This is a genomic window from Micromonospora sp. L5, assembly GCF_000177655.2.
Classification (GTDB): Bacteria; Actinomycetota; Actinomycetes; order Mycobacteriales; family Micromonosporaceae; genus Micromonospora; species Micromonospora aurantiaca.
Genome location: NC_014815.1, coordinates 615,957 through 632,750, shown reverse-complemented (window position 1 = coordinate 632,750; position 16,794 = coordinate 615,957). Strand labels below are relative to the sequence as shown.

The window sequence follows — 16,794 nt, the reverse complement described above, 5'->3', positions numbered from 1 at the left end:
ACCTGAGGTTCCGGCGCCCACCGGCGCCGGAACCGCCACCAGTTGTGTCGAGACGACGATAAGTAGGGATTGAAGTGGCCGCCGCAGACGCGCTCGCCAACGTACGCAACATCGGCATCATGGCCCACATCGATGCCGGTAAGACCACTACCACCGAGCGAATCCTGTTCTACACCGGCATCACGTACAAGATCGGTGAGGTCCACGAGGGCGCCGCCGTCATGGACTGGATGGAGCAGGAGCAGGAGCGCGGTATCACCATCACTTCCGCCGCCACCAAGTGCGAGTGGAAGGGCCACACGATCCAGATCATCGACACGCCCGGCCACGTCGACTTCACGGTCGAGGTCGAGCGGTCGCTGCGTGTTCTGGACGGTGCGGTCGCGGTCTACGACGGCGTGGCCGGCGTGGAGCCCCAGACGGAGAACGTCTGGCGGCAGGCGGACAAGTACAACGTCCCCCGGATGTGCTTCGTCAACAAGCTCGACCGGACCGGCGCCGACTTCTTCCGCTGCGTGCAGATGATGATCGACCGGCTCAACGCCACCCCGCTGGTCCTCCAGATCCCGATCGGCGCCGAGTCCGACTTCATCGGCGTGGTCGACCTGGTCGAGATGCGTGCGCTGACCTGGCGCGGCGAGACCCAGAAGGGTGAGGACTACGCGGTCGAGGAGATCCCGGCCGACCTCGCCGACTCGGCTGCCGAGTGGCGCGAGAAGCTGATGGAGACCCTCGCCGACGTCGACGACTCGGTGATGGAGAAGTACCTCGAGGGCGAGGAGATCTCGGTCGACGAGATCAAGGCCGCCATCCGCCGGTCCACCATCGCCGGCAAGGCCAACCCGGTCCTCACCGGTACCGCCTTCAAGAACAAGGGCATCCAGCCGATGCTGGACGCGGTCGTCGCGTACCTGCCCTCGCCGCTGGACATCCCGGCGATCGAGGGTACGGCCACCGACGGCGAGACCCCGCTGCAGCGGAAGCCCTCGGTCTCCGAGCCGTTCTCCGGGCTGGCCTTCAAGATCCAGACCGACAAGCACCTCGGCAAGCTGACGTACGTCCGGATCTACTCCGGCACGCTCGAGTCCGGTTCTCAGGTGATCAACTCCACCAAGGACCGCAAGGAGCGGATCGGCAAGATCTACCAGATGCACGCCAACAAGCGGGAGGAGCGCAGCTCCGCCCAGGCCGGCGACATCATCGCGGTGCAGGGTCTGAAGCAGACCACCACCGGTGACACCCTGTGCGACCCGGCGAACCCGGTCATCCTGGAGTCGATGACCTTCCCGGAGCCGGTCATCGAGGTGGCCATCGAGCCGAAGACCAAGGCCGACCAGGAGAAGCTCAGCACCGCCATCCAGCGGCTGGCCGAGGAGGACCCGACCTTCCGCGTCAAGCTGGACGACCAGACCGGTCAGACGGTCATCTCCGGCATGGGCGAGCTGCACCTGGACATCCTGGTCGACCGGATGCGCCGCGAGTTCAACGTCGAGGCGAACATCGGTAAGCCGCAGGTGGCGTACCGCGAGACCATCCGCCGCAAGGTGGAGAAGGTCGAGTACACCCACAAGAAGCAGACCGGTGGTTCCGGCCAGTACGCCCGCGTGATCATCAGCGTGGAGCCGCTGCCGCTCGGCAACGACGCCCCGACGTACGAGTTCGCCAACGCGGTGACCGGTGGCCGCATCCCCCGGGAGTTCATCCCCTCGGTGGACGCGGGCGCGCAGGACGCCATGCAGTACGGCATCCTCGCCGGCTTCCCCCTGGTGGGCGTCAAGCTCACCCTGGTGGACGGCCAGTACCACGAGGTCGACTCGTCGGAGATGGCGTTCAAGATCGCCGGCTCGATGGCGATGAAGGAGGCGGCCCGCAAGGCCGACCCCGCTCTCCTCGAGCCGATGATGGCCGTTGAGGTCACCACTCCTGAGGAGAACATGGGTGACGTCATCGGCGACCTCAACTCCCGGCGTGGCATCATCCAGGCGATGGAGGAGCGCAGCGGCGCTCGCGTCGTCCGGGCTCTGGTGCCGCTGTCGGAGATGTTCGGCTACGTCGGCGACCTGCGGTCGAAGACCCAGGGCCGGGCTAGCTACAGCATGCAGTTCGACTCCTACGCCGAGGTTCCGAACTCGGTGGCCAAGGAGATCATCGCCAAGGCGACGGGTGAGTGACGCTCACCCTCGGCTGACCCGATGACACGAGGGCGGTCGCGGGAGGGTTCTCCCGCCCGCGGCCACCTCGATCGGATTGCGTGAGACCGGGCCTGTAGGCTTCATCGCCGCAGAACCCACAAAAGCTCTCCGGCCTTCCGGCCGGAAAGGCTGTCGACAGAGTCCTAAGCGCCGAACGGCGCGCCGGGGCGAACGAACCAAGAAAGTCCACAGGAGGACACCAGTGGCGAAGGCGAAGTTCGAGCGGACTAAGCCGCACGTCAACATCGGCACCATTGGTCACATCGACCACGGTAAGACGACGCTGACGGCGGCCATCACCAAGGTCCTGCACGACCAGTACCCGGACCTGAACCCGTACACGCCGTTCGACGAGATCGACAAGGCGCCGGAGGAGAAGGCCCGCGGCATCACGATCTCCATCGCGCACGTCGAGTACCAGACCGAGGCGCGTCACTACGCGCACGTCGACTGCCCCGGTCACGCCGACTACATCAAGAACATGATCACCGGTGCCGCGCAGATGGACGGCGCGATCCTGGTGGTGGCGGCGACCGACGGCCCGATGCCGCAGACCCGCGAGCACGTGCTGCTGGCCCGTCAGGTCGGTGTGCCGTACATCGTCGTGGCGCTCAACAAGAGCGACATGGTCGACGACGAGGAGCTCCTGGAGCTCGTCGAGCTCGAGGTCCGTGAGCTGCTCTCCTCGCAGGAGTACCCGGGTGACGACCTGCCGGTCGTCCGGGTCTCGGCGCTGAAGGCCCTCGAGGGCGACCCGGAGTGGACCGGGAAGCTCCTGGACCTGATGAACGCCGTGGACACCGCGATCCCGCAGCCGGAGCGCGAGACCGAGAAGCCGTTCCTCATGCCCATCGAGGACGTCTTCACCATCACCGGTCGCGGCACCGTGGTCACCGGTCGCGCCGAGCGCGGCATCCTCAAGCCGAACGAGGAGGTGGAGATCGTCGGCATCCGTGAGAAGTCGATGAAGACCACCTGCACCGGCATCGAGATGTTCCGCAAGCTGCTCGACGAGGCCCGCGCGGGTGAGAACGTCGGTCTGCTGCTGCGCGGCATCAAGCGCGAGGACGTCGAGCGCGGCATGGTCGTCATCAAGCCGGGCACCACGACCCCGCACACGGAGTTCGAGGCGACGGTCTACATCCTCTCCAAGGAGGAGGGCGGCCGGCACACCCCGTTCTTCCAGAACTACCGCCCGCAGTTCTACTTCCGGACCACGGACGTCACCGGCGTCGTCACGCTGCCCGAGGGCACCGAGATGGTCATGCCGGGCGACAACACCTCGATGACGGTGAAGCTGATCCAGCCCATCGCCATGGAGGAGAACCTGAAGTTCGCGATCCGCGAGGGTGGTCGTACGGTCGGCGCGGGTCGCGTCACCAAGATCATCAAGTGAGCTGGGTAACCCCGATTAGCGTTGCCGCCGGTCGTGCGGCATACTAGTCAGGTTGCGTAACGACAGTCGGTCACCTGCGTCCGGTTGACGCTGGACCTCCGGGAGTCAGACTGTCTCGCGTAGGGTGGTTGGCCGCCATCGGCGGTCAACCACCCTCGCGCGGCGTCCAGGTCGCGGTCACCGCGATCGGCGCCATGACCCACCGCGTGGTCAGAGAATCGCTCCGGAGTCCCGGGGCGGAGCCTGGCCCACGGGCGCGACACGCCCGACCGCGGGGGTCGGCGGAAGTGGGCCTGTGCCAGCCGGTACAGGCGCCCGCAACACAGCGGCATCGAGAGAAGGAACAGAAGCCACCATGGCGGGACAGAAGATCCGCATCCGGCTCAAGGCCTATGACCACGAGGTCGTCGACTCCTCGGCTCGGAAGATCGTCGAGACGGTGACGCGTACCGGGGCGCAGGTCGCTGGCCCGGTGCCGCTGCCCACGGAGATCAACCGTTTCTGCGTCATCCGCTCGCCGCACAAGTACAAGGACTCGCGCGAGCACTTCGAGATGCGTACGCACAAGCGTCTGATCGACATCATCGACCCGACCCCGAAGACGGTCGACTCGCTCATGCGCCTCGACCTGCCGGCTGGCGTCGACATCGAGATCAAGCTGTAGGGACCGGACAAATGGACAGGCAAGTCAAGGGGATCCTGGGCGCCAAGCTCGGCATGACCCAGGTCTGGGACAACAACAAGGTTGTGCCCGTGACCGTGGTTCAGGCCGGCCCGTGCGTCGTGAGCCAGGTTCGTAGCGCCGACAAGGACGGCTACTCCGCGGTCCAGCTGGCGTACGGGGTCATCGACCCGCGCAAGGTCAAGAAGCCGATCGCCGGGCACTACGCCAAGGCGGACGTCGCGCCGCGCCGGCACATCGTCGAGCTGCGCACCTCCGACGCCGCGGACTACGCGCCGGGCCAGGAGGTCACGGTCGAGGAGTTCCCGGCCGGCGTCGTGATCGACGTGACCGGCAAGACCAAGGGCAAGGGCTACGCCGGCCCGATGAAGCGGCACGGCTTCCACGGTCTGCGTGCCAGCCACGGTGTCGAGCGCAAGCACCGCTCGCCCGGCTCGATCGGCGCCTGCGCGACCCCGGGTCGCGTCTTCAAGGGCACCCGGATGGCGGGCCGGATGGGTGGCGTGCGCTACACCGTCCAGAACCTGACCGTCCAGGCGGTCGACACCGAGAACAACCTCCTGCTCGTCCGCGGTGCCATCCCCGGCCCGAAGGGCGCGCTGGTCCTGGTCCGCACCGCGGCCAAGGCGAAGGTGAAGAAGGGCGGTGCGGCCAAGTGACCACCGTTGACGTCATCAACGTCGAAGGCGCCAAGAGCGGCTCCGTCGAGCTGCCGGCCGACATCTTCGACGCGCAGGCCAACATCGCCCTGATGCACCAGGTCGTGGTGGCCCAGCTTGCGGCGGCCCGCCAGGGTACGCACAAGACGAAGACCCGCGGCGAGGTCTCCGGTGGAGGCAAGAAGCCGTACAAGCAGAAGGGCACCGGTCGTGCCCGCCAGGGCTCGACCCGCGCGCCGCAGTTCGCCGGCGGTGGCGTGGTCCACGGCCCGGTGCCGCGCGACTACAGCCAGCGCACCCCGAAGAAGATGAAGGCCGCCGCCCTGCGTGGCGCCCTCTCCGACCGGGCCCGCGCCGGCCAGGTGCACGTCGTCGAGGCGTTCGTCTCCGGCGAGAAGCCGTCCACCAAGGCGGCCCTGGCCACGCTGACCAAGCTGACCCAGGCCCGTCGGGTCCTGGTCGTGCTGAGCAGCACCGACGAGCTGAACTGGGTGTCGCTGCGGAACCTGCGCAACGCGCGGGACAGCCGGGTGCACCTGATCGAGGCCGGCCAGCTCAACACCTACGACGTGCTGGTGGCCGACGACGTGGTCTTCACCAAGGAGGCCCTGGACGAGTTCCTGGGCGTTCCCGCCGAGACCACCGAGGAGGATGGCAAGTGAGCACGATCGCCGATCCGCGTGACGTCATCGTCGCGCCGGTCGTCTCGGAGAAGAGCTACAGCGAGCTGAACCGCAACTGGTACACCTTCCTGGTGCACCCGGACGCCAACAAGACGGAGATCAAGATCGCTATCCAGCAGATCTTCAACGTCCGCGTCCTGACGGTCAACACGCTCAACCGCGAGGGCAAGCGCAAGCGGACCCGTACCGGGTTCGGCAAGCGCAAGGACACCAAGCGCGCGATGGTGAAGCTGGCTGACGGTGACCGTATCGAGGCCTTCGGCGGCCCGGTCAGCTGAGGGGTGTAGACAATGGCTATCCGTAAGTACAAGCCGACGACGCCGGGCCGGCGTGGCTCGAGCGTTGCCGACTTCGCCGAGATCACCCGGTCGACGCCCGAGAAGTCGCTGCTGGCTCCGCTGCCGAAGAAGGGCGGACGCAACGCCCACGGCCGGATCACCACGCGGCACCACGGTGGCGGCCACAAGCGCCAGTACCGTCTGATCGACTTCAAGCGGGTCGACAAGGACGGCGTGCCGGCGAAGGTCGCCCACATCGAGTACGACCCGAACCGCACCGCGCGCATCGCGCTGCTGCACTACGCCGACGGCGAGAAGCGTTACATCATCGCGCCGAAGGACCTGAAGCAGGGCGACCGTGTCGAGTCCGGTCCGGGCGCCGACATCAAGCCGGGCAACAACCTGCCGCTGCGCAACATCCCGGTCGGTACCACCATCCACAACGTGGAGCTGCGTCCGGGCGGCGGCGCCAAGCTGGCCCGCTCGGCCGGCGTCGGCATCCAGCTGCTCGGCCGTGAGGGCGCGTACGCGACCCTGCGTATGCCGTCCGGTGAGATCCGGCGCGTGGACGTGCGCTGCCGCGCCAGCATCGGCGAGATCGGCAACGCCGACCAGTCGAACATCAACTGGGGTAAGGCCGGCCGTATGCGGTGGAAGGGCAAGCGCCCGACCGTCCGTGGTGTCGCGATGAACCCGGTCGACCACCCGCACGGTGGTGGTGAGGGTAAGACCTCCGGTGGTCGCCACCCGGTCAACCCGCAGGGTAAGCCCGAGGGCCGCACCCGTCGTAAGGGCCAGCCGAGCGACCGGCTGATCGTCCGCCGCCGCTACGCCACGCGTAAGCGCGGCTGAGGGAGATAAGACATGCCTCGCAGCCTGAAGAAGGGCCCGTTCGTCGACGACCACCTGCTCAAGAAGGTGGAGACGCAGAACGACAAGGGCTCGAAGAACGTGATCAAGACCTGGTCGCGGCGCTCGACGATCATCCCGGAGATGCTGGGTCACACGATCGCCGTGCACGACGGACGCAAGCACGTCCCGGTCTTCGTGACCGAGGCCATGGTCGGGCACAAGCTCGGCGAGTTCGCGCTGACCCGCACGTTCAAGGGTCACGAGAAGGACGACCGGAAGAGCCGCCGGCGCTGACGCCGCGGGCATACGGATAGAGGAACAAGGGGTTACAGCGATGCCAGGAAAGGGCGACGCTCCGGTGCTTCCGGGCGCGCGGGCGGTTGCGCGGCACGTGCGCATCTCGCCGATGAAGGCGCGCCGGGTGGTCAACCTCGTCCGCGGCCTGCCCGCGAAGGAGGCGCTCACGGTGCTGCAGTTCGCGCCGCAGGCTGCGAGCGAGCAGGTGTACAAGGTGCTCGCGAGCGCGATCGCCAACGCGGAGAACAACGAGCGGCTGGACCCCGACGCGCTGCTCGTCAGCGAGGCGTTCGTCGACGAGGGCCCGACCATGAAGCGGTTCCGGCCGCGTGCGCAGGGCCGGGCGTACCGGATCCGCAAGCGCACCTGCCACATCACCGTGGCGGTCGAGGCGGTTGCGGCGGCCACGCCGAAGAAGTCGGCGAAGAAGGCCGCTCCGGCCAAGCCGGCCGCTGAGGAGCAGAGCACGACGGAGGGTGCCGAGTAATGGGTCAGAAGGTTCACCCGACCGGGTTCCGGCTCGGCATCTCGACCGACTGGAAGTCCCGCTGGTTCGCGGACAAGCTCTACAAGGACTACATCGGCGAGGACGTCAAGATCCGCCGCATGATGTCCAAGGGCCTCGAGCGCGCCGGCATCTCCAAGGTCGACATCGAGCGCACCCGTGACCGGGTCCGCGTCGACATCCACACCGCCCGGCCGGGCATCGTCATCGGCCGTAAGGGTGCGGAGGCCGACCGGATCCGCGGCGAGCTGGAGAAGCTCACCGGCAAGCAGGTCCAGCTGAACATCATCGAGGTCAAGAACCCCGAGTCGGACGCGCAGCTGGTCGCCCAGGGCGTCGCCGAGCAGCTCTCCAGCCGGGTCAGCTTCCGTCGGGCCATGCGCAAGGCGATGCAGTCCGCGATGAAGAACCCCGCCTGCAAGGGCATCCGGGTTCAGGTCTCGGGCCGTCTCGGCGGCGCCGAGATGAGCCGGACCGAGTTCTACCGCGAGGGCCGGGTTCCGCTGCACACGCTGCGGGCCAACATCGAGTACGGCTTCTTCGAGGCCCGTACCACCTTCGGCCGGATCGGCGTGAAGGTCTGGATCTACAAGGGCGACGCCGTCCCGGGCCGTGAGGCCCCGGCCGAGGCCGCCCCGTCGCGCGGCCCGCGCCGTGACCGTGGCGACCGGCCGGACCGGCCGCGCCGTGGCCGCTCGGGCTCGTCCGGTACGACCGCCGGTGGCACCGAGGCCGGCCGGGCTGCCGCGACCACCATCGCGCAGCAGGCGGAGACGCCGGCCGGTGAGCCGGTCGACAGCAGCGCTGTCGCCGCAGCCGCCTCGGCTCCGGTCGGTAACCAGCCGGCAGAAACGCAGCAGGAGGGCTGACAGATGCTGATGCCGCGCAAGCCCCCGAAGGGCTTCCGCAAGCCGCACCACCCGGACCGCAGTGGCGCGTCCAAGGGTGGTAACCGGGTGGTGTTCGGCGAGTTCGGGATCCAGGCTCTCGAGCCGGCGTACGTGACCAACCGCCAGATCGAGTCGGCGCGTATCGCGATGACCCGCCACATCAAGCGTGGCGGCAAGGTCTGGATCACGATCTTCCCGGACCAGGCCCTCACCAAGAAGCCGGCCGAGACCCGGATGGGTTCCGGTAAGGGTTCGCCCGAGTGGTGGGTCGCCAACGTGAAGCCGGGGCGGGTTCTCTTCGAGATGTCCTTCCCCAACGAGCAGATCGCGCGAGAGGCGATGCGTCGCGCGATCCACAAGCTCCCGATGAAGTGCCGCATTGTTACGCGCGAAGTGGGTGAATCCTGATGGCAGCGGGCGTCAAGCCCTCCGAGCTGCGTGAGCTCTCCGAGGAGGAGCTGGTCACGAAGTTGCGCGAGGCGAAGGCGGAGCTGTTCAACCTCCGCGTGCAGGCCGCAACCGGGCAGCTGGACAACAACCGGCGGCTGCAGGTCATCCGTCGGGAGATCGCCCGGATCTACACGATCATGCGTGAGCGTGAGCTGGGTCTCTCGGCCGCGCCGACTGAGGTGACTGCATCATGAGTGAGAACACCACCGCCCCCGCGCGGTCCCGCCGCAAGGTCCGCGAGGGCCTCGTGGTCAGCGACAAGATGGACAAGACCGTCGTGGTCGAGGTCGAGGACCGCGTCAAGCACGCGCTGTACGGCAAGATCATGCGCCGTACGAGCAAGCTGAAGGTGCACGACGAGCAGAACTCGGCCGGCATCGGCGACCGGGTCCTGATCATGGAGACCCGGCCGCTGTCCGCCACCAAGCGCTGGCGGCTCGTGGAGATCCTCGAGAAGGCCAAGTAGCGAAGGCTCGAGCTCGGCCGGGTCTCGGTCGGGCGCAGGTTCCGCCAGGCTCCGGCCGCCCCGAGCGGCCGGAGAACCGGCAGACATAGGAGATAGACGTGATTCAGCAGGAGTCGCGACTGCGCGTCGCCGACAACACGGGTGCCCGGGAGATCCTGTGCATCCGGGTGCTCGGCGGCTCCGGTCGGCGCTACGCGAGCATCGGCGACGTCATCGTGGCGACCGTCAAGGACGCGATCCCCGGTGCCGGTGTGAAGAAGGGCGACGTCGTCAAGGCCGTCGTCGTTCGGACCGCCAAGGAGAAGCGGCGGCCGGACGGGTCGTACATCCGCTTCGACGAGAACGCCGCCGTCATCATCAAGGACGGTGGGGACCCGCGCGGTACCCGCATCTTCGGCCCGGTGGGCCGGGAGCTGCGGGACAAGCGGTTCATGAAGATCATCTCTCTCGCGCCGGAGGTGTTGTGACCGTGAAGGTCAAGAAGGGCGACACGGTCGTCGTCATCGCCGGCAAGGACAAGGGTGCCAAGGGCAAGGTCATCGCGGCCTACCCGAGGCAGGACAAGGTCCTGGTCGAGGGCGTGAACCGGGTCAAGAAGCACACCCGCATCAGCACCACCCAGCGTGGCGCCAAGACCGGTGGCATCGTCACCCAGGAGGCCCCGATCCACGTCTCGAACGTGATGGTCCTGGACTCCGACGGCAAGCCGACCCGCGTCGGCTACCGGATCGACGACAACGGCCAGAAGGTCCGCATCGCGCGTAGCACCGGTAAGGACCTCTGATGACCACGGCTACCGAAACCAAGACCCTGCCGCGCCTCAAGGAGCGGTACCGCAACGAGATCGTGGGCGAGCTGCAGAAGCAGTTCGAGTTCGCCAACCCGATGCAGGTTCCGCGGCTGGTCAAGATCGTCGTCAACATGGGTGTCGGCGAGGCCGCTCGCGACGCCAAGCTGATCGACGGGGCCGTTCGCGACCTGGCCACCATCACCGGCCAGAAGCCGCAGGTCCGGCGGGCCACCAAGTCCATCGCGCAGTTCAAGCTCCGCGAGGGCATGCCGATCGGCGCGAAGGTCACCCTGCGCGGCGACCGGATGTGGGAGTTCCTGGACCGGCTGCTCTCCATCGCGCTGCCGCGTATCCGTGACTTCCGCGGCCTGGACGGGCGCAAGCTCGACGGGCACGGCAACTACACGTTCGGCCTGACCGAGCAGTCGGTGTTCCACGAGATCGACCAGGACAAGATCGATCGCCAGCGGGGCATGGACATCACGGTGGTCACGACCGCCACGACCGACGACGAGGGCCGGGCGCTGCTCAAGCTCCTGGGCTTCCCGTTCAAGGAGAACTGAGATGGCCAAGAAGGCGCTGATCCTCAAGGCGGCCGCGAAGCCGAAGTTCTCGGTTCGCGCGTACACCCGCTGCCAGCGGTGCGGGCGTCCGAAGGCGGTCTACCGCAAGTTCGGTCTCTGCCGGGTGTGCATCCGGGAGATGGCCCACCGCGGTGAGCTGCCCGGCGTGTCCAAGGCTTCCTGGTAATAGCCCGGCGCGCTCCGGCGCGTCAGCTGAACTGTCTCTTCGCCGTAGGCCCCGGGCCTGGCCCGGGGAACCCCGGCGAGAAAGGTTGACGAGTTTTCATGACGATGACCGACCCGATCGCAGACATGCTCACGCGTCTGCGTAACGCCAACCAGGCGTACCACGACCGGGTGACGATGCCCTACTCGAAGATCAAGGCGAACATCGCCGAGGTCCTCAAGGCCGAGGGTTACATCGCCACCTGGTCGGTCGAGGAGCCCGAGGAGGGCGCCGTCGGCAAGCGACTGGTCGTCGAGCTGAAGTACGGCCAGAACCGCGAGCGGAGCCTGGCCGGCATCAAGCGCGTGTCCAAGCCCGGTCTCCGGGTGTACGCCAAGTCGGACGGGCTCCCGCGGGTGCTCGGCGGGCTGGGCGTGGCGATCATTTCGACGTCCCAGGGGCTGCTCACCGACCGGCAGGCCCGCAAGCGGAGCGTTGGCGGGGAAGTCCTCGCCTTCGTCTGGTAACGGGAGACAGGTAGAAATGTCGCGTATTGGACGTAAGTCGATCCCGGTGCCTGCCGGCGTCGACATCACGATCGACGGCCGGACCGTCAAGGTCAAGGGCCCCAAGGGCGAGCTGAGCCACGTGCTGGCCGAGCCGATCACGGCGGAGCGGGGCGAGGACGGCGAGCTGCACGTCAACCGGCCCAACGACGAGCGCAAGGCCAAGGAGCTGCACGGCCTGAGCCGTACGCTGGTGGCCAACATGATCGTCGGTGTCACCGAGGGCTACCGCAAGAGCCTGGAGATCGCCGGTACCGGTTACCGCGTGACCGCCAAGGGCAAGGACCTGGAGTTCGCGCTCGGGTTCTCGCACCCGGTCCTGGTTCCGGCGCCGGAGGGCATCACCTTCACGGTCGAGAAGCCGACGCTGTTCCACGTGGCCGGCATCGACAAGCAGCAGGTCGGCGAGGTCGCCGCCAACATCCGGAAGATCCGTCCGCCGGAGCCCTACAAGGGCAAGGGCGTGAAGTACCAGGGCGAGGTCATCCGCCGCAAGGCTGGAAAGGCAGGTAAGAAGTGAGCGCCACGCTGCTCAAGCGCCGCCGCGGCGTCGCCGCCAAGCGTGCCGTCGGGCGTGCGCGTCGGCACTTCCGGGTCCGCAAGAACGTCAGCGGCACCGCCGAGCGTCCCCGCCTGGTCGTCACCCGCTCCCTGCGCCACGTGGTGGCCCAGGTCGTGGACGACACCAAGGGTCACACCCTGGCGTCGGCCTCGACCATGGACGCCTCGTTGCGCGGCGCCGAGGGCGACAAGAGCGCCCTGGCCGGCAAGGTCGGCGCCCTGCTCGCCGAGCGCGCCAAGGCCGCCGGCGTCTCGAAGGTCGTCTTCGACCGTGGTGGCAACCGGTACGCGGGGCGTGTCGCCGCGCTTGCCGACGCCGCCCGCGAAGCCGGGCTCGAGTTCTAGAAACCCCGTCACGAGAGAGAAGGAAGGCTGCTGATGCCAGGTCAACAGCGCCGTGGCGGCGGGTCCGGTGGCAACGAGGGTGGTCGCCGCGACAACCGCCGTGAGGGCGGCCGCGGAAACGCGCCCGTCGAGAAGACCCCGCACCTCGAGCGGGTCGTCGCGATCAACCGCGTCGCCAAGGTCGTGAAGGGTGGTCGTCGCTTCAGCTTCACCGCCCTGGTGATCGTGGGCGACGGCGACGGCACCGTCGGTGTGGGCTACGGAAAGGCCAAGGAGGTGCCCGCGGCGATCGCCAAGGGTGTCGAGGAGGCCAAGAAGCACTTCTTCAAGGTGCCGCGGATCGGTCAGTCGATCCCGCACCCGGTCACGGGCGAGGACGCCGCCGGTGTGGTGCTGCTCAAGCCGGCCTCCGCCGGTACGGGCGTCATCGCCGGTGGCCCGGTGCGTGCCGTGCTGGAGTGCGCGGGCATCCACGACGTGCTCTCCAAGAGCCTCGGCTCGTCCAACCCGATCAACATCGTGCACGCCACGGTGGCGGCCCTGAAGGGGCTCGAGTCCCCGGAGCAGGTCGCGGCCCGTCGTGGTCTGCCGGTCGAGGACGTCGCGCCGGCCGCCATGCTGGCGTCGCGGGCGGGGGTGGCGTCCTGATGGCACGCCTGAAGGTCACCCAGGTCCGGTCCGAGATCGGGACCAAGAAGAACCAGCGTGACTCGCTGCGTTCCCTCGGTCTCAAGCGGATCAACGACGTGGTGGTCAAGGAGGACCGGCCGGAGATCCGCGGCATGATCTTCACGGTCAACCACCTCGTGAAGGTCGAGGAGGTCGAGTAATGACGATCAAGGTGCACCACCTGCGTCCGGCTCCCGGCGCCAAGACCGACAAGACCCGTGTGGGTCGCGGTGAGGGCTCGAAGGGCAAGACGGCCGGTCGCGGTACCAAGGGTTCCAAGGCCCGCAAGAACATCTCGGCGGCGTTCGAGGGTGGGCAGATGCCCATCCACATGCGCCTGCCGAAGATGAAGGGCTTCAAGAACAAGTTCAAGGTCGTGTTCCAGGTGGTCAACCTGGACCGGCTGGCCGAGCTGTTCCCGAACGGCGGCCAGGTCGGCCCGGTCGAGCTGGTCGAGGCCGGCGCGGTCCGCAAGGGTCACCCGGTCAAGGTGCTCGGCACCGGCGACCTCGGCGGCGTGTCCCTCCAGGTGTCGGCGCACGCGTTCAGCGCGTCGGCCAAGGAGAAGATCACCGCCGCCGGTGGCTCGGTCACCGAGCTGTAAGACGATGTTCATGGCGCCCGCTCAGTTGTTCGCGACTGGGCGGGCGCCATGGTCTACCGGCCACGTGTGCGCCGGGTAACATCGGATTCGGTTTATGTAGCCGGGCGCATCTGCCCGGACCGGGACCGGGCTGTTAGAGTCCGTTCCCAGCCATGGATTCCGGACACTCCGTCCGGCACCACACCCCGCCCCGCCAGGGACTCGTCACCGGCGGCCCGCGTCGCGCAGGAGGAAGAAGTTGCTGTCCGCCTTTCTCAGTGCGTTCCGTACGCCTGACCTGCGCAAGAAGCTGCTGTTCACAGTAGGCATCATCGCGGTCTACCGGCTGGGCGCCACGCTGCCCAGCCCGGGCGTCTCGTACGGCAACGTGCAGAAGTGCCTCGACACGATCCAGGGTGGCAGCACGGGTGTGCTGAACCTGCTGGATCTCTTCTCCGGTGGTGCGCTGCTCCAGCTCTCGGTCTTCGCGCTGGGCATCATGCCCTACATCACCGCGTCGATCATCCTTCAGCTGCTGACGGTGGTGATCCCGCGTCTGGAGCAGCTCCGCAAGGAGGGCCAGGCCGGGCAGGCCAAGATCACGCAGTACACCCGCTACCTGACGCTGGGCCTGGGTGTCCTCCAGGCCTCGGCGTTCGTGGCGCTGGCCCGCTCCGGGCAGCTGTTCAACAACCAGTGCGACCAGTTCCCGATCGTGCCCGAGGGCACCGGCATCCCGAACTGGCTGACCCTGAGCATCCTGGTCATGACCATGACCGCCGGCACCGGCGTGGTGATGTGGCTCGGTGAGCTGATCACCGACCGGGGCGTCGGCAACGGCATGTCCGTGCTGATCTTCACCTCGATCGCGGCCCGCCTCCCCAGCGAGGGCTGGAAGATCAAGACCACCAAGGGCTGGGGGATGTTCCTCCTCGTCATCGCCCTGGTGCTGGTGGTCATCACCGCTGTCACGTTCATCGAGCAGGCGCAGCGCCGCATCCCGGTGCAGTACGCCAAGCGCATGATCGGCCGGCGGATGTACGGCGGCACGTCGACCTACATCCCGCTGAAGGTGAACCAGGCGGGCGTCATCCCGGTCATCTTCGCCTCGTCGCTGCTCTACCTGCCGCAGCTCGCGCTCCAGTTCTTCGATCAGAACGACCCGGGCAAGGTCCAGGCGTGGATCCAGAACCACATCGTGAAGGCGAGCGCGCCGGAGCACATCGCGATCTACTTCCTGCTGATCATCTTCTTCACGTACTTCTACGTGTCGATCACGTTCAACCCGACCGAGGTCGCGGACAACATGAAGAAGTACGGCGGCTTCGTGCCGGGCATCCGCCCCGGCAAGCCGACCGCCGAGTACCTCGACTTCATCCTCAGCCGGATCACCCTGCCGGGCGCGCTCTACCTGGGCATCGTCGCGATCCTGCCGAACTTCTTCTTCATCTGGCTCGACAACCAGCAGTTCCAGAACTTCCCGTTCGGCGGCACCGCTGTGCTCATCATGGTCGGCGTCGGTCTGGAGACCGTGAAGCAGATCGAGAGCCAACTCATGCAGCGGAACTACGAAGGGTTCCTGCGGTAGATGAGACTCGTTCTGGTTGGCCCGCCGGGCGCGGGCAAGGGCACACAGGCGGAGTTCGTCGCCGCGCACCTCTCGGTGCCGAAGATCTCGACCGGTGACATCTTCCGGGCGAACGTCTCCCAGGGCACGCCGCTGGGCGTCGAGGCCAAGCGGTACATGGACGCCGGCAAGCTGGTTCCGGACGAGGTCACCATCAACATGGTGCGGGACCGGCTCGCCGAGCCGGACGCGAGCGAGGGCTTCCTGCTCGACGGCTTCCCGCGGACCACGCCGCAGGCCGCCGCGCTGGACAAGCTCCTCGCCGACCTCGGCACCGCGCTGGACCTGGTGCTGGAGCTGGTCGTCGACGACGACGAGGTGATCCGGCGGCTGTCCGGCCGGCGCACCTGCCGCGGCTGCGGCAAGATCTGGCACGTCGAGTTCGACTCGCCGAGCAGGGAGGGCGTCTGCGACCGCTGCGGCGCCGAGCTGTTCCAGCGCGACGACGACAAGCCGGAGACCATCGCCGCCCGGCTGCGGGAGTACGCCGAGAAGACCGCGCCGCTCGTGGACTACTACGGCGCCCAGGGCAAGCTGGTCGGCATCGACGCGACCGGCCCGGTGGAGGACGTCACCGTCCGCGCCATCGACGCGCTGCGCTCGTACGGCGGCTGAGGTCCCACCCGCCACCCGGCGGATAGAGTGCGAACAGCGGGGTACGTGCGACGTGCCCCGCTGCTCCGCGTACGCGTGACGAAAGGTAACCACCACCATGCGCCGTCCCCAGCTGGACATCCAGCTGAAGACCCCCGAGCAGATCGAGCTGATGCGGGCCGCCGGTCTGGTCGTCGCCCGTGCCCTGCGCCGGATGCGGGAGGCGGTGGCGCCGGGCGTGTCGACGGCCGACCTGGACGCGATCGCCGAGTCGACCATCCGCGAGGCGGGCGCCGTGCCGTCGTTCAAGGGCTACCACGGCTTCCCGGCGTCGATCTGCTCCTCGGTCAACCGGCAGGTGGTGCACGCCATCCCGTCGGCCGAGCAGGTGCTGCGCGAGGGCGACCTGATCTCGATCGACTGCGGCGCGGTGCTGGACGGCTGGCACGGCGACGCGGCGGTCACGGTGCCGGTCGGCGAGGTCGACCCGGCGCTGCTGAGGATGACGGCGGTGGCCGAGGACGCCATGTGGGCCGGGATCGCCGCCGCGGCGCGCGGTGCGGCCTCCGGCAAGGGCCGGCTCACCGACATCTCCCACGCGGTCGAGACGGCGGTCCGCAAGGGCGGCCGGTACGGCATCGTCGACGGCTACGGCGGCCACGGCATCGGCACCGAGATGCACCAGGACCCGCACGTGCTCAACCACGGGCGTCCCGGTAAGGGGCCGCGCCTGGTGCCGGGCCTGGCGCTCGCGATCGAGCCGATGATCACGATGGGCTCGCCGCGTACCGTCGAGCTGTCCGACGGCTGGACCGTGGTGACCCGGGACGGGTCGATGGCGGTGCACGTCGAGCACTCGATGGCGCTGCTGGACGACGGCGTGTGGGTGCTGACCGCCGAGGACGGCGGACGGGCCCGCCTGGGCGACCTGGTGACCAAGCGGCAGACGTCGGTGGACTCCCCGGCCTGATCGGGGCCCC

26 protein-coding genes are annotated in these 16,794 nt (G+C 68.0%); all 26 read left to right on the top strand.

The genetic code is table 11. The annotated features are described in order from the left end of the window. The first annotated feature begins 74 nt into the window (after nucleotides 1–74). The 26 genes from fusA (at nucleotide 75) to map (ending at nucleotide 16,784) form a co-directional block, all read left to right on the top strand. The gene (fusA, locus tag ML5_RS03140) at nucleotides 75–2,171 is read left to right on the top strand and encodes an elongation factor G (protein ID WP_013288636.1); all 2,097 of its coding nucleotides are present in this window, start codon (nucleotides 75–77) and stop codon (nucleotides 2,169–2,171) included. Between the two features lie 223 nt (nucleotides 2,172–2,394). Continuing rightward, entirely contained in the window at nucleotides 2,395–3,588 is a 1,194-nt protein-coding gene (tuf, locus tag ML5_RS03135) for an elongation factor Tu (RefSeq protein ID WP_013288635.1), read from the top strand. A 355-nt stretch (nucleotides 3,589–3,943) separates the two neighbouring features. Continuing rightward, nucleotides 3,944–4,252, top strand: coding sequence for a 30S ribosomal protein S10 (rpsJ, locus tag ML5_RS03130; RefSeq protein ID WP_007073037.1), 309 nt, complete (start codon nucleotides 3,944–3,946; stop codon nucleotides 4,250–4,252). 11 nt (nucleotides 4,253–4,263) lie between these two features. Beyond that, on the top strand, nucleotides 4,264–4,929 hold the full coding sequence (rplC, locus tag ML5_RS03125; RefSeq protein WP_013288634.1) for a 50S ribosomal protein L3: 666 nt from the start codon (nucleotides 4,264–4,266) through the stop codon (nucleotides 4,927–4,929). Then, entirely contained in the window at nucleotides 4,926–5,591 is a 666-nt protein-coding gene (gene rplD, locus ML5_RS03120; RefSeq protein WP_013288633.1) for a 50S ribosomal protein L4, read from the top strand. The genes rplC and rplD overlap by 4 nt, the downstream gene beginning before the upstream one ends. Further along, complete coding sequence (gene rplW, locus ML5_RS03115) at nucleotides 5,588–5,890, top strand: 50S ribosomal protein L23 (protein ID WP_013288632.1); 303 nt, start codon at nucleotides 5,588–5,590, stop codon at nucleotides 5,888–5,890. Before rplD ends, rplW begins: the two co-directional genes overlap by 4 nt. Before the next feature lie 12 nt (nucleotides 5,891–5,902). Further along, nucleotides 5,903–6,742 (top strand): 50S ribosomal protein L2, encoded by an 840-nt coding sequence (gene rplB / locus ML5_RS03110; RefSeq protein WP_013288631.1) that lies wholly within the window; start codon nucleotides 5,903–5,905, stop codon nucleotides 6,740–6,742. Between the two features lie 12 nt (nucleotides 6,743–6,754). Next, the gene (gene rpsS, locus ML5_RS03105) at nucleotides 6,755–7,036 is read left to right on the top strand and encodes a 30S ribosomal protein S19 (RefSeq protein WP_007073032.1); all 282 of its coding nucleotides are present in this window, start codon (nucleotides 6,755–6,757) and stop codon (nucleotides 7,034–7,036) included. Nucleotides 7,037–7,076: 40 nt separating this feature from the next. Next, nucleotides 7,077–7,526 (top strand): 50S ribosomal protein L22, encoded by a 450-nt coding sequence (gene rplV, locus ML5_RS03100; protein WP_013288630.1) that lies wholly within the window; start codon nucleotides 7,077–7,079, stop codon nucleotides 7,524–7,526. Next, nucleotides 7,526–8,413 carry a 30S ribosomal protein S3 gene (rpsC, locus tag ML5_RS03095; RefSeq protein ID WP_013473694.1) on the top strand — a complete coding sequence of 296 codons (888 nt, stop codon included), beginning with the start codon at nucleotides 7,526–7,528 and terminating at the stop codon, nucleotides 8,411–8,413. Before rplV ends, rpsC begins: the two co-directional genes overlap by 1 nt. A 3-nt stretch (nucleotides 8,414–8,416) precedes the next feature. Next, on the top strand, nucleotides 8,417–8,842 hold the full coding sequence (rplP, locus tag ML5_RS03090) for a 50S ribosomal protein L16 (protein ID WP_007465292.1): 426 nt from the start codon (nucleotides 8,417–8,419) through the stop codon (nucleotides 8,840–8,842). Next, nucleotides 8,842–9,078 (top strand): 50S ribosomal protein L29, encoded by a 237-nt coding sequence (gene rpmC, locus ML5_RS03085; RefSeq protein WP_013288628.1) that lies wholly within the window; start codon nucleotides 8,842–8,844, stop codon nucleotides 9,076–9,078. The genes rplP and rpmC overlap by 1 nt, the downstream gene beginning before the upstream one ends. Then, entirely contained in the window at nucleotides 9,075–9,350 is a 276-nt protein-coding gene (rpsQ, locus tag ML5_RS03080) for a 30S ribosomal protein S17 (RefSeq protein WP_013288627.1), read from the top strand. Before rpmC ends, rpsQ begins: the two co-directional genes overlap by 4 nt. A 98-nt stretch (nucleotides 9,351–9,448) precedes the next feature. Next, nucleotides 9,449–9,817: a 50S ribosomal protein L14 gene (rplN, locus tag ML5_RS03075; protein WP_007073026.1), complete on the top strand. Its 369-nt coding sequence runs from the start codon at nucleotides 9,449–9,451 to the stop codon at nucleotides 9,815–9,817. Then, on the top strand, nucleotides 9,814–10,134 hold the full coding sequence (gene rplX / locus ML5_RS03070; RefSeq protein WP_013288626.1) for a 50S ribosomal protein L24: 321 nt from the start codon (nucleotides 9,814–9,816) through the stop codon (nucleotides 10,132–10,134). The genes rplN and rplX overlap by 4 nt, the downstream gene beginning before the upstream one ends. Then, on the top strand, nucleotides 10,134–10,703 hold the full coding sequence (rplE, locus tag ML5_RS03065) for a 50S ribosomal protein L5 (RefSeq protein ID WP_013288625.1): 570 nt from the start codon (nucleotides 10,134–10,136) through the stop codon (nucleotides 10,701–10,703). Before rplX ends, rplE begins: the two co-directional genes overlap by 1 nt. 1 nt (nucleotide 10,704) lies before the next feature. Next, nucleotides 10,705–10,890 (top strand): type Z 30S ribosomal protein S14, encoded by a 186-nt coding sequence (locus ML5_RS03060; RefSeq protein WP_007073023.1) that lies wholly within the window; start codon nucleotides 10,705–10,707, stop codon nucleotides 10,888–10,890. A gap of 98 nt (nucleotides 10,891–10,988) precedes the next feature. Then, nucleotides 10,989–11,396 (top strand): 30S ribosomal protein S8, encoded by a 408-nt coding sequence (rpsH, locus tag ML5_RS03055; RefSeq protein ID WP_013288624.1) that lies wholly within the window; start codon nucleotides 10,989–10,991, stop codon nucleotides 11,394–11,396. 16 nt (nucleotides 11,397–11,412) lie between these two features. Then, on the top strand, nucleotides 11,413–11,955 hold the full coding sequence (gene rplF / locus ML5_RS03050; protein WP_013288623.1) for a 50S ribosomal protein L6: 543 nt from the start codon (nucleotides 11,413–11,415) through the stop codon (nucleotides 11,953–11,955). Beyond that, nucleotides 11,952–12,341, top strand: coding sequence for a 50S ribosomal protein L18 (rplR, locus tag ML5_RS03045; RefSeq protein ID WP_013288622.1), 390 nt, complete (start codon nucleotides 11,952–11,954; stop codon nucleotides 12,339–12,341). Before rplF ends, rplR begins: the two co-directional genes overlap by 4 nt. Nucleotides 12,342–12,374: 33 nt before the next feature. Next, the gene (gene rpsE / locus ML5_RS03040) at nucleotides 12,375–12,989 is read left to right on the top strand and encodes a 30S ribosomal protein S5 (protein ID WP_013288621.1); all 615 of its coding nucleotides are present in this window, start codon (nucleotides 12,375–12,377) and stop codon (nucleotides 12,987–12,989) included. Next, complete coding sequence (gene rpmD / locus ML5_RS03035) at nucleotides 12,989–13,171, top strand: 50S ribosomal protein L30 (protein ID WP_013473693.1); 183 nt, start codon at nucleotides 12,989–12,991, stop codon at nucleotides 13,169–13,171. Before rpsE ends, rpmD begins: the two co-directional genes overlap by 1 nt. Continuing rightward, nucleotides 13,171–13,614 carry a 50S ribosomal protein L15 gene (rplO, locus tag ML5_RS03030; RefSeq protein ID WP_013288620.1) on the top strand — a complete coding sequence of 148 codons (444 nt, stop codon included), beginning with the start codon at nucleotides 13,171–13,173 and terminating at the stop codon, nucleotides 13,612–13,614. Before rpmD ends, rplO begins: the two co-directional genes overlap by 1 nt. A gap of 238 nt (nucleotides 13,615–13,852) precedes the next feature. Beyond that, nucleotides 13,853–15,181: a preprotein translocase subunit SecY gene (gene secY / locus ML5_RS03025; RefSeq protein WP_013288619.1), complete on the top strand. Its 1,329-nt coding sequence runs from the start codon at nucleotides 13,853–13,855 to the stop codon at nucleotides 15,179–15,181. Beyond that, entirely contained in the window at nucleotides 15,182–15,835 is a 654-nt protein-coding gene (locus tag ML5_RS03020; protein ID WP_013288618.1) for an adenylate kinase, read from the top strand. A 97-nt stretch (nucleotides 15,836–15,932) separates the two neighbouring features. Then, nucleotides 15,933–16,784: a type I methionyl aminopeptidase gene (map, locus tag ML5_RS03015; protein ID WP_013288617.1), complete on the top strand. Its 852-nt coding sequence runs from the start codon at nucleotides 15,933–15,935 to the stop codon at nucleotides 16,782–16,784. Nucleotides 16,785–16,794 lie beyond the last annotated feature (10 nt).